At 67.6% G+C, this 14,169-nt stretch carries 8 protein-coding genes; 3 read left to right on the plus strand and 5 right to left on the minus strand.

The features are described from left to right. Window positions 1-174: 174 nt before the first annotated feature. Window positions 175-2,430, plus strand: a complete 2,256-nt coding sequence (locus tag ACP694_RS12720) for a beta-glucosidase (protein WP_426012901.1) — start codon at window positions 175-177, stop codon at window positions 2,428-2,430. A 49-nt stretch (window positions 2,431-2,479) separates the two neighbouring features. Here ACP694_RS12720 and ACP694_RS12725 read toward each other — a convergent pair whose 3' ends face one another. From ACP694_RS12725 to ACP694_RS12745, 5 genes are all read right to left on the minus strand, one after another. Then, window positions 2,480-3,538 carry a LacI family DNA-binding transcriptional regulator gene (locus ACP694_RS12725; RefSeq protein ID WP_426012902.1) on the minus strand — a complete coding sequence of 353 codons (1,059 nt, stop codon included), beginning with the start codon at window positions 3,536-3,538 and terminating at the stop codon, window positions 2,480-2,482. Between the two features lie 49 nt (window positions 3,539-3,587). Beyond that, complete coding sequence (locus ACP694_RS12730; RefSeq protein WP_426012904.1) at window positions 3,588-7,232, minus strand: hydantoinase B/oxoprolinase family protein; 3,645 nt, start codon at window positions 7,230-7,232, stop codon at window positions 3,588-3,590. Window positions 7,233-7,328: 96 nt separating this feature from the next. Continuing rightward, window positions 7,329-7,895, minus strand: a complete 567-nt coding sequence (locus tag ACP694_RS12735; RefSeq protein ID WP_426012905.1) for a TMEM165/GDT1 family protein — start codon at window positions 7,893-7,895, stop codon at window positions 7,329-7,331. Between the two features lie 504 nt (window positions 7,896-8,399). Continuing rightward, window positions 8,400-9,140 (minus strand): DUF2793 domain-containing protein, encoded by a 741-nt coding sequence (locus ACP694_RS12740; RefSeq protein WP_426012907.1) that lies wholly within the window; start codon window positions 9,138-9,140, stop codon window positions 8,400-8,402. Between the two features lie 92 nt (window positions 9,141-9,232). Continuing rightward, window positions 9,233-10,240 (minus strand): NAD(P)H-dependent flavin oxidoreductase, encoded by a 1,008-nt coding sequence (locus ACP694_RS12745; RefSeq protein ID WP_426012908.1) that lies wholly within the window; start codon window positions 10,238-10,240, stop codon window positions 9,233-9,235. 183 nt (window positions 10,241-10,423) lie between these two features. Between ACP694_RS12745 and ACP694_RS12750 the strand changes: the two genes are divergently transcribed. Next, window positions 10,424-11,869 carry a methylmalonyl-CoA mutase subunit beta gene (locus ACP694_RS12750; protein WP_426013259.1) on the plus strand — a complete coding sequence of 482 codons (1,446 nt, stop codon included), beginning with the start codon at window positions 10,424-10,426 and terminating at the stop codon, window positions 11,867-11,869. Continuing rightward, on the plus strand, window positions 11,866-14,019 hold the full coding sequence (scpA, locus tag ACP694_RS12755) for a methylmalonyl-CoA mutase (protein WP_426012910.1): 2,154 nt from the start codon (window positions 11,866-11,868) through the stop codon (window positions 14,017-14,019). The genes ACP694_RS12750 and scpA overlap by 4 nt, the downstream gene beginning before the upstream one ends. Window positions 14,020-14,169 lie beyond the last annotated feature (150 nt).

Genomic DNA, 14,169 nt, shown 5'->3' on the forward strand with positions numbered 1-14,169 from the left:
ACTTGCATGCCGTGAATAGCTACAGTAGGACAACGTTGTCAATCACACTTATATTCAGTGTTTAGTTCAAACCTCGGCTTTTAGTGATATGTTTAGCTAAAAGTAGAAGCCGTGATATAAGCAAACAGCGATCGAATGCCTTGAATAGGGCAAGCTTTCTAAGGGAGGAAAAGAATGAAACGACAGCAGATGCGTGGCTTGGCCATGGCCCTGATGCTCTCAACGGCGTTGCCGGCCGCCGCTGCTCACGCCCAGGCCGCCCCCGCGATCTCGGCGAAACCTTGGATGAACACCAGGCTGAGCGCCGATCAACGCGCCGACCTGGTCGTTGCCCAAATGACGCAGGACGAGAAATTGACCCTGGTGTTCGGGTTCTTTGGCTCGAACCAGAAGAAGCCGCAGTTCACGCCTTCGCCGGAAGCCCGCATGGGCTCGGCCGGCTATATTCCCGGCATTCCCCGCCTGGGTGTGCCCGCCCTGTGGGAAACCGACGCCGGCGTGGGTGTCGCCACCCAGCGCGAGACCAGCGATCCCTACCGCGAGCGCACCTCCCTGCCCTCCGGCCTGGCCACCGCCGCCACCTGGAATCCCGAGGTCGCCTACAAGGGCGGCGCGATGATCGGTTCGGAGGCACGGTCGTCGGGCTTCAACGTGCAACTGGCCGGCGGCGTCAACCTGGCGCGCGAACCGCGCAACGGCCGCAACTTCGAATATGGCGGCGAGGATCCGCTACTGGCTGGCGTGATCGTCGGCGCGCAGATCCGCGGCATCCAGTCCAACAACATCATCTCGACCATCAAGCACTGGGCCCTGAACGCCCAGGAGACCGGCCGGATGACGGTCAGCTCCAATGTCGCGGACGACGCCGCCCGGGCTTCGGACTTCCTGGCCTTCGAATTCGCGATCGAACAGTCGAACCCAGGCTCGGTGATGTGCGCCTATAACCGCATCAATGGCGCCTATGCCTGCGAGAACAACTACCTGCTCAACGAGGTGTTGAAGACCGACTGGGCTTATCCGGGCTTCGTGATGTCCGACTGGGGCGGCGTGCACTCCACCGCCAAGGCCGCCAATGCGGGCCTGGACCAGGAGTCGGCCTACACCTTCGACAAACAGCCCTTCTTTGGCGCGCCGCTGAAGGCCGCCGTGGCCGACGGCTCGGTGCCACAGGCGCGCCTGGACGACATGGTCCGCCGCATCACCCGCTCGATGTTCGCCCACGGCCTGTTCGACCATCCGGTCACCCCGGGACCGATCGACTTCGCCGCCCACGCCAAGGTCACCCAGGCCGACGCCGAGGAAGCCATCGTTCTGCTGAAGAACGACGGCCTCCTCCCGCTCCTTTCTGGAAAGGGGGCCAAGACCGCCAAGACGATCGCCGTGATCGGCTCGCATTCCGACGTTGGGGTGCTGTCGGGCGGCGGCTCGTCCCAGGTGTTCCCGATCGGCGGCATGGCGGTGAAGGGCCTGGGCCCCAGCGGCTTCCCCGGCCCGATCGTCTATCACCCCTCTTCGCCGCTGAAGGCGTTGCAGGCCAGAAACCCCGGCGCCCGGTTCACCTATAGCGACGGGACCGATCCAGCCGCCGCCGCCAAACTGGCCGCGCAAAGCGACCTGGTCGTGGTCTTCGCCCACCAGTGGGCGGCCGAGTCGCAGGACTATTCCCTGACCCTGGCCGACGATCAGGACGGCCTGATCGCCGCCGTCGGCGCGGCCAATCGCAAGACCATCGTGGTGCTGGAAACCGGCGGTCCGGTGCTGATGCCTTGGCTCGACAAGGTCGGCGCCGTGGTCGAGGCCTGGTATCCGGGCACCAATGGCGGCGAGGCCATAGCCCGGGTGCTGACCGGCGAGGTCAACCCGTCGGGACGCCTGCCGATCACCTTCCCGCAAAGCGCCGCCCAATTGCCTCGCCAGACGATCGACTGCGACCCGGCCAAGCCGGAGGACTTCTGCGACGTCGCCTATGTCGAGGGCGCGGCGGTGGGCTACAAGTGGTTCGACCAGAAGGGCCTCCAGCCGCTGTTCGCCTTCGGCCACGGCCTGTCCTACTCGACCTTCGGCTACAGCGGCTTGAAGACCTCGGTGACCGGCGACAAGCTGACCGTCAGCTTCACCGTCAAGAACACCGGCAAGGTCACTGGCAAGGACGTGCCACAGGTCTATGTCGGTCCCACGGCCGGAGGCTGGGAGTCCCCGCGCCGCCTCGGCGGTTTCAAGAAGGTCGCCCTGGCCCCTGGCGCCAGCACCGAGGTCAGCGTCACGGTCGATCCACGCCTGCTGGCCACCTTCGACTCCAAGGGCAAGACCTGGGAGATCGCGGGCGGATCGTATGAAGTGTCGCTGGGCTCCTCGTCCCGGACGCTCTCGGCCAAGGCGAACGTGACGGTGGCGGCCAAGTCGCTGCCGGTGTCGTACGACGGAAAATAAGGCGAAAGGGCGGAGCGGCGGTGACCGCTCCGCCCCCTCTCTCGCAATATTAGGACGCTTTCGGCGCGGGCCCCGTTGAGGCGCGGACCATCAGTTCGAAAGGCAGCATCTGACTGCCCGCCGTCAGCTTCTCGCCCGAGGCGCTGGCCATGATCAGCATGTCGGCGGCCTTCTCGGCCATCCGGGCCACCGGCTGGCGCACCGCCGTCAGCGACGGAACGCTCAGCCGCACCCCGATCGAATCGTCATAGCTGAGGATCGACAGGTCGCCCGGCACCGCCAGGCCACGCGCCTGGGCCACGCTGACCACGCCCAGCGCCATCTGGTCGTTGGAGGCCATGATTGCGGTCGGCGGCAAAGCCAAGTCCAGCAAGGCGTTGGCGCCGGCGACCCCGGCCTCGAACGTGAAGTCGCCCTTGTAGATCCAGTCGTCGGGAACAGCCTGGCCCGCCGCTTCCATGGTCGCCACGAAGGTCTCGACCCGCAGGATGGAGGACGAGAACTTGTAGTCCCCGGCGATCATGCCGATCCGCCTGTGACCCAAGCCCAGCAAATGCTTGGTCGCCTGCCGCGCGGCGGCCCGGTCGTCCATATAGACCCGCGGCCCCTGCCCCTTGACGGGGGTGTTGAGCCGCACGAACGGGATACTTCGCTTTTTTAGAGCCGCCAGCACCACCGGGTTCTCGCAGTTGGGCGGCGTCAGGATCACGCCGTCGGGCTGCAGCGACGACAGGACCGCAGTGATCTGTTTCTCCAACTGGTCGGACTCCCGATCGACCAGCTCGAACATCAGGTGATAGCCCGACTGCTCGCAGCGCAGCATGGCGCCATAAAGCATCTGGTCGATCCACTCGTTACCGCGTTCGCTGCGCCAGTTGTCCAGGGTCAGGCGGCGGTCGTTGAAGGCGACCAGCAGGTAGGAACGCGAACCGGCCATGGTGCGGGCGGCCTTGCTGGGGCTGTAGCCCAGCTTCTCGACGGCCGCGAGCACGCGTTCCTTCAGGTCCGGCGTGACGTTGGGCTCATTGTTGAGCACTCGCGACACCGTCTTGACCGACACGCGCGCCTTCTCGGCGACATGGATGATCGTGGCCGGCCGCTTCGCCATGCAGAATCCATTCCCCCGCTTCAGATTCGAGCCTAGCGACCGCGAAACCTTATGTCTGCCCCCGGACGTCAGACGATGGTGCGGCGCCACCAGTCGGCGCCGGTTCGCCGTACCCGCCGCCACCCGGCGTCTCGATGACGATCACATCGCCGGCCAGCATCTCGGCCGCATCGGTGGCCCCGAGGGCCAGCACGCTTCCGTTCGCCCGCTCGACCCGCGCCGCGCCCAACTGCCCCGCCCCGCCGCCAGCCAGACCGAACGGCGCCACGCGGCGTCGGTTGGATAGCAGGGTGGCGGTCATCGGCTCACGGAAACCGATCCTGCGCACCACGCCGTCGCCGCCATGATGCGCACCGACGCCGCCTGACCCCCGCCGGATCGAGAAAGCCTCGACCAGCACCGGATAGCGACTCTCCAGCACCTCGGGATCGGTGAGGCGGCTGTTGGTCATGTGGGTCTGGACCGCGTCGGCGCCGTCGAAGTCCGGACCGGCCCCAGCCCCCCCGCAGATAGTCTCGTAGTACTGCCGCCGGTCGTCGCCGAAGGTGAAATTGTTCATCGTGCCCTGGGCGGCGGCCATCACACCCAACGCGCCATAGAGGGCGTCGACCACCACCTGGCTAGTCTCGACATTGCCGGCCACCACCGCCGCCGGATAGCGCGGCTTGAGCATGGAGCCTTCCGGAATGACCAGCTCGACCGGCCGCAGGCAACCGTCGTTCATCGGGATCTCGTCATCGACCAGGGTCCGGAACACGTACAGCGCCGCCGCCCGGCAGATCGAGGCCGGGGCGTTGAAATTGGTTGGGACCTGATCGCTGGTGCCGGCGAAATCGACCCGCGCCGCGCGGGCCGCGCGATCGACGGTGATGGCCACCTGCACCACGCTGCCGTCGTCCAGCTCGTAGGCGAAGGCGCCGTCCGACAGGGTCGCCAATACTCGCCGCACGGCCTCCTCGGCATTGTCCTGCACGTGAGCCATATAGGCCTCGATCACATCCTGGCCGAACTCGGCGACCAACCCGGTCAGGCTCTCGGCCCCGCGCGCGCAGGCCGCGACCTGGGCCTTGAGGTCGCCGATGTTCTGGTCGGGATTGCGGGCCGGCCAACGGCCCGAGGCCAGCAGGACCCGGACCTCGGCCTCCAGGAACCGTCCGCCCTCGACCAGCAGGACGTTCTCGATCAGCACCCCCTCCTCCTCGACCGTCCGGCTGTTGGGCGGCATCGAGCCCGGCGTGATGCCGCCGATGTCGCCCTGGTGGCCCCGGGCTGCGACGTAGAAGATCAGAACCCCGGCCGCGTCGAACACCGGCATCACCACCGTGACGTCCGGCAGGTGGGTGCCGCCGTTGTAGGGCGCGTTGAGCATGTAGACGTCGCCTGGTTTCATGCCCCGGCCATCGCCGTCGCGCGCCTCGCGGATGGCTCGAACGCTGTCGCCCATCGAGCCCAGATGCACCGGCATGTGCGGGGCGTTGGCGATCAGGTTGCCGTCCCGGTCGAACAGGGCGCAGGAAAAGTCCAGCCGCTCCTTGATATTGACCGAATAGGCGGTGTTCTGCAGAGCGAAACCCATCTCCTCGGCCACGGCCATGAACAGGTTGTTGAACACCTCCAGCATCACCGGATCGGCCGCCGCGCCCACCGCGTGGCGCTTGGCCAGGGCGACGACGCGGTCGAGGATCAGGTTGAGGTGCGCATCGACCGTGGCTTGCCAGCCGGGCTCGATCACGGTGGTCCCGGTGGCCTCGCGGATGATGGCCGGACCGGCGATCGTTGCGGCGATTGGCAAGGCGGCGCGGTCGAACACCGGCGTGGCGTGTTCCAAGCCGGCCATGCGGGTGAGCACCGTGGCCAAGGCCTCGACGTCGCCGGTCGGAGCAGCGCCCAGATCGGGCGTGGCCCCGGCGTCGGCGTGACCGATGGCCTCGACCGCCAAGGCCTCAACCATCAAGGCTGTACTGGGCGAGATAAAGCCAAAGCGCCGCTGATGCAGGGTCTCGAACGCGGTGCGCACGGCCGCTGCATCGCCCAGCGGTACGCGAAGGGGCGTATCGGTCCCAGCATATTTGACCAGCAGGCTGGAGATCGTCTCGACACGGATCAACGGCACATCTTGCCCGCGTAGGGCCACCTCGGCTTCGCTGGCCAAAACCGCAGCGCGCTCGACCAAGTCGCTGGCGTCGGACAGCGGTTGCTCGACGGTCGCCTCCCGCAGGATCCGCAGTTCGGCCAGGCCCATGCCGTAGGCGCTGAGCACGCCGGCGAACGGGTGGATCATCACCTTGGACATGCCAAGCGCGTCGGCCACCAGGCAGGCATGCTGTCCGCCGGCCCCGCCGAAACAGGCCAGCACATAGCGGGTGACATCGTAGCCGCGCTGGATCGAGATCTGCCGCACGGCCTTGGCCATGTTCTCCACGGCGATGGTCACGAAGCCCTCGGCGATCTGGGCGGGGCTCATATCGCGGCCGGTCGCGGTCAGGATCCCGCCGGCCATGGCCTCCAAGCGCGCCATGACGATGTCGCGGTCCAGCCGCTGATCGGCGTGCGGCCCAAACACCGCCGGGAAGAACTCGGGCGACAGCTTGCCCAGCATGACATTGCAATCGGTCACCGTCAGCGGCCCGCCGCGCCGGTAGCAGGCGGGACCGGGATTGGCGCCGGCCGAGGCCGGTCCCACCCGGAACCGCGCCCCGTCAAAGACGCAGATCGAGCCGCCGCCGGCCGCCACGGTGTGGATGTTCATCATCGGCGCGCGCATCCGCACGCCCGCCACCACGGTCTCGTAGGCCCGCTCATATTCGCCCGCGAAGTGGCAGACGTCGGTCGAGGTGCCGCCCATGTCGAAGCCGATGACGCGGTCGAAACCGGCTTGGGCGGCGGTCTTGGCCATGCCCACCACGCCGCCGGCCGGCCCCGACAGGATGGCGTCCTTGCCCCGGAAGGCGTGGGCGTCGGTCAGGCCGCCATTGCTCTGCATGAACAGCAGCCGGGTCTCGCGGCCCCCCTCTTTCGCCTTGAGGGCACTGGCGACCTTGTCGACATAGCGGCGCAGGATCGGCGATAGGTAGGCATCGACCACCGTGGTGTCGCCCCGCCCCACCAGCTTCATCAGCGGGCTGACCTCGTGGCTGACCGACACCTGGCTGAAGCCGATATCGCGCGCGATGGCGGCGACACGCGCCTCGTGGTCGGTAAAGCGAAAGCCATGCAGCAGCACGATGGCCACCGCGCGAAAGCCGGCGTCGAAGGCGGCCCGCAGACCGTCGCGCGCGGAGGCCTCGTCCAGCGGTCGCAGAACGGCGCCCTCGACGGTCATCCGTTCGTCGATCTCGACCACCCGGGTGTAGAGCGCCTCGGGTTTGACGATCTTGCGGTCGAACAGCTTGGGCCGCGCCTGGTAGCCGATCCGCAGGGCGTCGGCATGGCCCTTGGTGATCGCCAGCACCGTCGGCTCGCCCTGGCGCTCGAGCAGGGCGTTGGTGGCCACGGTGGTGCCCATCTTGACCGCGTCGACGGCGGTCTCGGCGCCTAGCAAGGCCCGCACGCCCGCCACGGCGGCGTCGTCATACTGCTCGGGGTTCTCGGACAGCAGCTTGTGGGTGACCAGGGTCCCGTCGGGACGCCGCGCGACGATGTCGGTGAAGGTGCCGCCGCGATCAATCCAGAACTCCCAGCCGCGTTCGGTCATTCATGGCCCCTTGGTCAGAGGTCCCTTTTCGCGCTGGGGAAGGTTCACATCAAGGGCGCCTCGCGATCCTTCTCCCCCTTGCGGGCGAAGGAGACGTCAACGCATCGCCTCGATCGCCGCCCAGATCCCCAGGCCCAGGAAAACCAGCGCCGCGCCCATGCGGACATATTTGAGCGGCACGACCTTGGTCACCGCCTCGCCGAAATAGACCGCCGGCACGTTGGCGACCATCATGCCCAGGGTGGTGCCGGCCGCGACCAGCAGCACGTTGTGGAAGCGCGCGCCCAGGGCGATGGTGGCGATCTGGGTCTTGTCGCCCATCTCGACCAGGAAGAAGGCGATGGTTGTGGTCAGGAACACGCCGTAGCGACCCTTGCCGCCGGGCATGTCGTCATCGACCTTGTCGGGGATCAGGGCCCAGGCGGCCATGGCGATGAACGAGACGGCGATCGCCCACTTGAACCAGGTTCCGCCGAAGAAGTCCGAGGCCAGCGAGCCGGCCAGCGCCGCCAGGGCGTGGTTGGCCAGGGTGGCGACCAGTATGCCCAGGATGATCGGCACGGGCTTCTTGAAGCGCGTGGCCAGGATGATGGCCAAGAGCTGGGTCTTGTCGCCGATCTCGGCGATGGCCACCACGAGGGCCGACACAAACAGGGATTCCATGGATCAGGTACCGTCAGGGCCGAGCGCATGCCAATAGCGTCGGAGACCCCGCCCAGCCCGGAACGGAAACCGACGCCATTGGTCTCGCCGCGGAAGCCTGTCGGCTTCCTCCACCCGCGCCATGATCTCACCCCTCTTGAAGAAGGAAGACCAAGTATGTTGACGACGGGCCCCGCTGATCGGTGCGGGCGGCTACTCCCCAAAGGTGAGCGGTTGGTAGCGGCGCGAGACGCGGCGGTCAATGCGCGTCTGCCGGTCGAAAGGTCGCGCCCGATGCCCAGGGACTTCGCAAGTCGGCCGCCAGTCTGACGCTGGCCAAGCCGTTCCCGCTAGACCTGTCGGCCATCGAGGGGGGCCCTCCGTTGTCATCCCGGACGAGCGCGCTGCGCGAAGATCCGGAACCGACGCGTGAAGGCAGGCGCTTCCGGCGGTCCCGGATCTGCCCCCGGCTTTCGCCGGGGTTGTCCGGGATGACGGCGGTGGGTGGTTGTGAGTTTGCCACCTCTAGGGAACCACCCCCGCCCCATCGAAGCGCATGACGTGGATCGCCACCCGCACCTTGCCGCCGGTGAAGCTGCCGCCGGCCGCCGTGATCACCACCGCAGTGTCGGCGTAGTAGGCCGTCGGCCCCACCACCCCGACATTGTTGGTGTTCTTGGCGACGCCCAGGCCCGAGCCGAACTTCGCCGTGTCACCGCTGACGCCGCAGCTGTAGGACGTCGCGCCCGTCACCGCGACGCTGGTGCGGGTCGAGACGCCCAGGACGATGGCGCGGTTGGGGATGACGACCGTGGTGGCGGTCAAAGCGCCCGACAGGGTGACTTCCTGTTCGACGATCTCGAACCGCGTATTGGCGCCGAACGGCGACTTGGCCGCCGTGACGGCCTTGAAGGTCACGGCCAGGGGCGTCCAGGTCGCGCCGTCGGAGATCACCGCATGGCCCTCGTCCTTGACCCAGGCCAGCCAACCGGCCGCCGGGGTCAGCGCCTCCCAGGCCCCAGCCTCGAACCGGGTGAGCAATCCCGCCGCCTTGCCTGCCCAGAAGGCCCCGGTCGCGGCGGCGGGCAGGATATGGATCGCGCCGTCGGCTGGCGCGACGGGCTGGGCGACGATCGTGCGGCTCTCGACCGCGAGCTGAACGAGACCGTCCAGCCGGGCGAAGGCCTCGTTGACCGTGATGTGTTTCTGGGCCTGGCCTGCGGCTACATAGGGCAGCGACAGTCGGGGGGTGGCGTCGTCGGACATCGGAAGGCTCCTGGAGGTTTCAAGGCCTCCATTCTCGCCCCGCCGCGAGTGACGGAGGACCGACGCGGGTCGATCCCCCTCTTCGTCCCCGTCTACTGGGCCGCGAAAGCCAGGCGGGCGCCCGATGTGAAGGCCGTCTTGGCCGCCAGCTCCGCCTTCGCGTCCTCGTATTGCTCTGCGAACTTGGCCACCAGCTCGCCGGCGGTCAGCACCGCGTCGATCGCCCCGACGCCCTGGCCCGAACCCCAGATATCGCGCCAGGCCTTGGCGTCCTGGTTGCCACCCGAGCCAAAGTTCATGGCCGAAGGATCGCTGACCGGCAGGTTTTCCGGATCGAGACCGGCCCGGACGATCGACTGGCGCAGGTAATTGCCGTGCACCCCGGTGAAGAGGTTGGAATAGACGATGTCGTTGGCCGAGGCCTCGACGATGGTGTCCTTGTAGCCCTGCGGGGCATTCGCCTCGGCGGTGGCGATGAACGCCGAGCCGATATAGGCCAGGTCCGCGCCCATGGCCTGGGCGGCCAGGATCGATCGGCCGCACGCGATCGCGCCCGACAGCGCCACCGGCCCGTCGAACCAGGCGCGGATTTCCTGCACCAGGGCGAAGGGCGACAGGGTGCCGGCATGGCCGCCCGCCCCGGCCGCCACCGGGATCAGGCCGTCGGCGCCCTTCTCGATGGCCTTGTGGGCGTGGCGGTCGTTGATCACGTCATGCAGGGTGATGCCGCCGTAGGAGTGGATGGCCGCATTGAGGTCCTCGCGCGCGCCAAGCGAGGTGATGACCACGGGCGCCTTGTGCTTGACGCACATCTCGATGTCTTCCTCGAGCCGGTTATTGCTCTTGTGGACGATCTGATTGACCGCGAACGGCGCCGAGGGCGCTTCGGGATGGGCGCGGTCATAGGCGGCCAATTCTTCCGTGATCCGCGCCAACCACTCGTCCAGCTGCGAGATCGGTCGGGCATTGAGGGCCGGGAACGATCCGACGATCCCCGCCTTGCACTGGGCGATGACCAGGTCCGGGTTGCTGATGATGAACAGCGGAGACGCAATGACAGGCAGGCGCAGGCGGTCGCGCAGGATCGGCGGCAAGGCCATGGACGTCGTCTCCTCTTGGGTCTTCCGGGGGCGACCACTCCGGGCCGCTCATGTAATCAGCGTTAGCTTAAACGCTCGTTCGTGGCATGTGCAAGCGCTTGACCTACCCTAGGGCAGAGAGGCATCTGCTGGTCAAAACAAGAAAATGCTGCACTGCAGGAGAGAAACGACGTGACTGAGGCGATCACGCCGCTGGCCGAGGATTTCGGTCCCCCAGACGAAACCCAATGGCTGGCCCTGGTCGAGAAGACCCTGAAGGGCCAGAGCTTCGACGACGCCCTGATCACCCAGACTGCCGATGGCATTGCGATTCGGCCCCTCTATACGGCCAAGGACGGCGCGGTCGTGGTGCGCGACCTGCGCGCCCGCGACGCCGATCGTCCGTGGGACCTGCGGATGCGCGCCGCCCATCCTGATCCCCGCCAGACCGCATCCGAGATCATGAAGGACCTGGAGAACGGCGCGGCTTCGGTTCTGCTGGCCATCGATCCGACGGGACAGAGCGGTGTCGCCGTCGGCGCCGTGCAGGACCTGGCCCTGGCGCTGAACGGCGTGATGCTGGACCTGGCGCCCGTCGCCCTGGACGCCGGGTTCCTGGGTCCCAAGGCCGCCGACTGGCTGGGGACGCTGGCCAAGTCGGCCCCCAACGCGCCCCTGGCCTTCCACATGGATCCGCTGACTGCCTTCGCCCAGGCGGGCGTCTCTCCCGGCCCGATCGAGGGCCACCTGATCGCTGCGGCGACGGTCGGCGCGCGGCTGTCGGAGACCTACGCCAAGGCCAGCCTGTTCCTGGCCACCGGCCGCGCGGCGCACGAGGCCGGCGGGTCCAACACCGAGGAGCTGGCGATGATGACCGCCAGCGCCGTGACCTACGCCAAGGCCCTGGTCCGTGCCGGCCTGTCGATGGAGGAGGCCTTTTCGCGTATCGTCTTGGGCGTCAGCCTCGACGCAGAATATTTCACCGGCGTCGCCAAGGTTCGCGCCGCTCGGGCCCTGTGGGCGAGGATCACCGACGCGTGCGGCGTTTGCGTTCCGGCCGTGATCGAGGCCCGCTCCTCCAACCGCATGCTGACGAAGGCCGACGCCTGGACCAACCTGCTGCGCCTGACCTCGGCGGCCTTCGCCGGCGCCGTCGGTGGAGCCGACGCCGTCGTGCTGGGCGCCTTCACCGACGCCCTCGGCCTGCCCACCGCCTTTGGCCGTCGCCAGGCGCGCAATACCCAGCTGGTGCTGATGGAAGAAAGCCACCTGGGCCGCGTCGCAGATCCGGCCGGCGGGGCGTGGTATCTCGACAACCTCACCGACCTGCTGGCCCGCGCTGCGTGGGGCGGTTTCCAGGCCATCGAGGCTGACGGCGGCATCGTAAAAGCCCTGGAAAGCGGCCTGATCGCCGATATCGTCGCCGACACCTGCGAGGCCCAGGCGGCCCAGTTCGCCGACAAGAGCCGCAAGATCCTGGGCGTCACCGCCTTCCCCAACGCCGCCGACAAGCCTGCCGAGGTGGCTACGCCTGATCTTTCCGACTTCGCGCTGGAAGGGCCCAGCACCCGCGTGCCGGGACCGGACTCCAAGTGCCGGCCCATGACCCCGATTCGTTTCGCCGCCGCCTTCGAGGGCGCTGTCGCATGAGCAAGTTCCCGAATTTCGCCGACATCGCCTTCGAGACCGGCGCCACCGCCGACGCGCCCGCTGATGGCCCCGTCTGGAACACGCCCGAAGGCGTCGGTGTCGCAGCGTCGTTCACGCAGGCCGATGTCGAGGGCCTGGACTTCACCGGCGGCTATCCCGGCGTCGCGCCCTATCTGCGCGGCCCCTACCCGACCATGTATGTCACCAATCCGTGGACGTTGCGGCAGTATGCCGGCTTCTCGACTGCCGAGGACAGCAACGCCTTTTACCGGCGCAACCTGGCGGCGGGTCAGATGGGTCTGTCCGTGGCCTTCGACCTGGCCACCCACCGCGGCTATGACAGCGACCATGAGCGGGTGAAGGGCGATGTCGGCATGGCCGGCGTGGCCATCGACTCCATCCTCGACATGCGCACCCTCTTCAGCGGCATCCCGCTCGACAAGATGAGCGTGTCGATGACCATGAACGGCGCGGTGTTGCCGATCCTGGCGCTCTACATCGTCGCCGCCGAGGAGCAGGGCGTCAGCGCCGACAAGCTGTCGGGGACCATCCAGAACGACATCCTCAAGGAGTTCATGGTCCGCAACACCTACATCTATCCGCCCGCCCCCTCGATGCGGATCATCTCGGACATCTTCGCCTACACCTCGACGCACATGCCGAAGTTCAACTCGATCTCGATCAGCGGCTATCACATGCAGGAGGCCGGGGCCTCGGCCGACCTGGAGCTGGCCTATACCCTGGCCGACGGCGTCGAATACGCCCGCGCGGGGGTCGCGGCCGGCATGAGCATCGACACCTTTGCCCCGCGCCTGTCGTTCTTCTGGGCGATCGGCATGAACTACTTCATGGAGGTCGCGAAAATGCGCGCGGCCCGGCTGCTTTGGGCCGGGCTGATGAAGCGCGAGTTCGCGCCGAAGGACGAGCGCTCGCTGTCCCTGCGCACCCACAGCCAGACCTCTGGCTGGTCGCTGGCGGCGCAGGACGTGTTCAACAACGTGCCGCGCACCTGCGTCGAGGCCATGGCGGCGGTCAACGGCCAGACCCAGAGCCTGCACACCAACGCCCTGGACGAGGCCCTGGCCCTGCCCACCGACTTTTCGGCCCGCATCGCCCGCAACACCCAGCTGTTCCTGCAGATGGAAAGCGGTACGACCCGTGTCGCCGACCCGTGGGGCGGGTCCTACTATGTCGAGCGCCTGACCCACGACCTGGCCGTCCGCGCCCTCGCCCATATCGAGGAGGTCGAGGCGGCCGGCGGCATGGCTCGCGCAATCGAGCAGGGCATCCCCAAGCTGCGCATCGAGGAAGCGGCCGCCAAGACCCAGGCCCGCATCGACGCCAATCGCCAGAGCGTGGTGGGCGTCAACCGCTACAAGCCGGAGGTGGAAGACGTCATCCCGATGCTGAAGGTCGACAACTCGTCGGTCCGCGCCCAGCAGCTGGAAAAACTGGCCCGCCTGAAGGCCGCGCGTGATCCTGCCAGGACGGCCGCCGCGCTGAAGGCCCTGGAAGACGGCGCGCGGGGCGCCGAGAACCTGCTGGCCCTGGCCGTCGATGCGGCCCGCGCCCACGCCACGGTCGGCGAGATCAGCCTGGCCATGGAGAACGTCTTCGGCCGCCATCGGGCCACCATCCAGTCGATCGAGGGCGTCTATGGCAAGGAGGCCGGCGCCGATCCCAAGGCCGCCCGGGCCCGCGCCATGGTCGCGGCCTTCCAGGAGGCCCACGGGGCCCCGCCTCGCATCCTGGTCGCCAAGATGGGCCAGGATGGCCACGATCGGGGCCAGAAGGTGATCGCCAGCGCCTTCTCCGACCTCGGCTTCGACGTCGACATCGGCCCGCTGTTCCAGACCCCGGCCGAGGCCGCGCAGCAGGCCGTGGCCCACGACGTCCACATCGTCGGGGCCTCGTCCCTGGCGGCCGGACACCTGACCCTGGCGCCTGAACTGAAGGCCGAACTGGCCAAGCAGGGACGCGGCGACATCATGATGGTGGTCGGCGGCGTGATCCCGCCCCAGGACTTCGACGCCTTGCGGCAAGCCGGCGCGGCGGCGATCTTCCCGCCGGGCACGGTGATCGCCGAGGCGGTCATCGAGCTGCTGGAAAAGCTGAACAAGCAGTTGGGGTATACGCAGGGGGAAGGGTGAACGAGGTGCGAGGCGGCGACGTCCTGCGTCTGATCGAAGTGGCTGACAGCTCGATCCTGCATGACCTCAGGGTCAAGGCCGAACTCGACGCTCGGCATGGCGTGACCGACTATTGGTGGTCGATGCTTATGGCCGCCGGATTTTCGTCCA

The sequence above is a fragment of the Caulobacter sp. DWR2-3-1b2 genome (assembly GCF_049896345.1).
GTDB lineage: Bacteria > Pseudomonadota > Alphaproteobacteria > Caulobacterales > Caulobacteraceae > Caulobacter.

Bases quoted from the DNA above. Each gene is read 5' to 3' on its own strand.
- ACP694_RS12720 (WP_426012901.1), top strand. From the start codon at position 175: ATGAAACGACAGCAGATGCGTGGCTTGGCCATGGCCCTGATGCTCTCA.
- ACP694_RS12725 (WP_426012902.1), bottom strand. From the start codon at position 3,538: ATGGCGAAGCGGCCGGCCACGATCATCCATGTCGCCGAGAAGGCGCGC.
- ACP694_RS12730 (WP_426012904.1), bottom strand. From the start codon at position 7,232: ATGACCGAACGCGGCTGGGAGTTCTGGATTGATCGCGGCGGCACCTTC.
- ACP694_RS12735 (WP_426012905.1), bottom strand. From the start codon at position 7,895: ATGGAATCCCTGTTTGTGTCGGCCCTCGTGGTGGCCATCGCCGAGATC.
- ACP694_RS12740 (WP_426012907.1), bottom strand. From the start codon at position 9,140: ATGTCCGACGACGCCACCCCCCGACTGTCGCTGCCCTATGTAGCCGCA.
- ACP694_RS12745 (WP_426012908.1), bottom strand. From the start codon at position 10,240: ATGGCCTTGCCGCCGATCCTGCGCGACCGCCTGCGCCTGCCTGTCATT.
- scpA (WP_426012910.1), top strand. From the start codon at position 11,866: ATGAGCAAGTTCCCGAATTTCGCCGACATCGCCTTCGAGACCGGCGCC.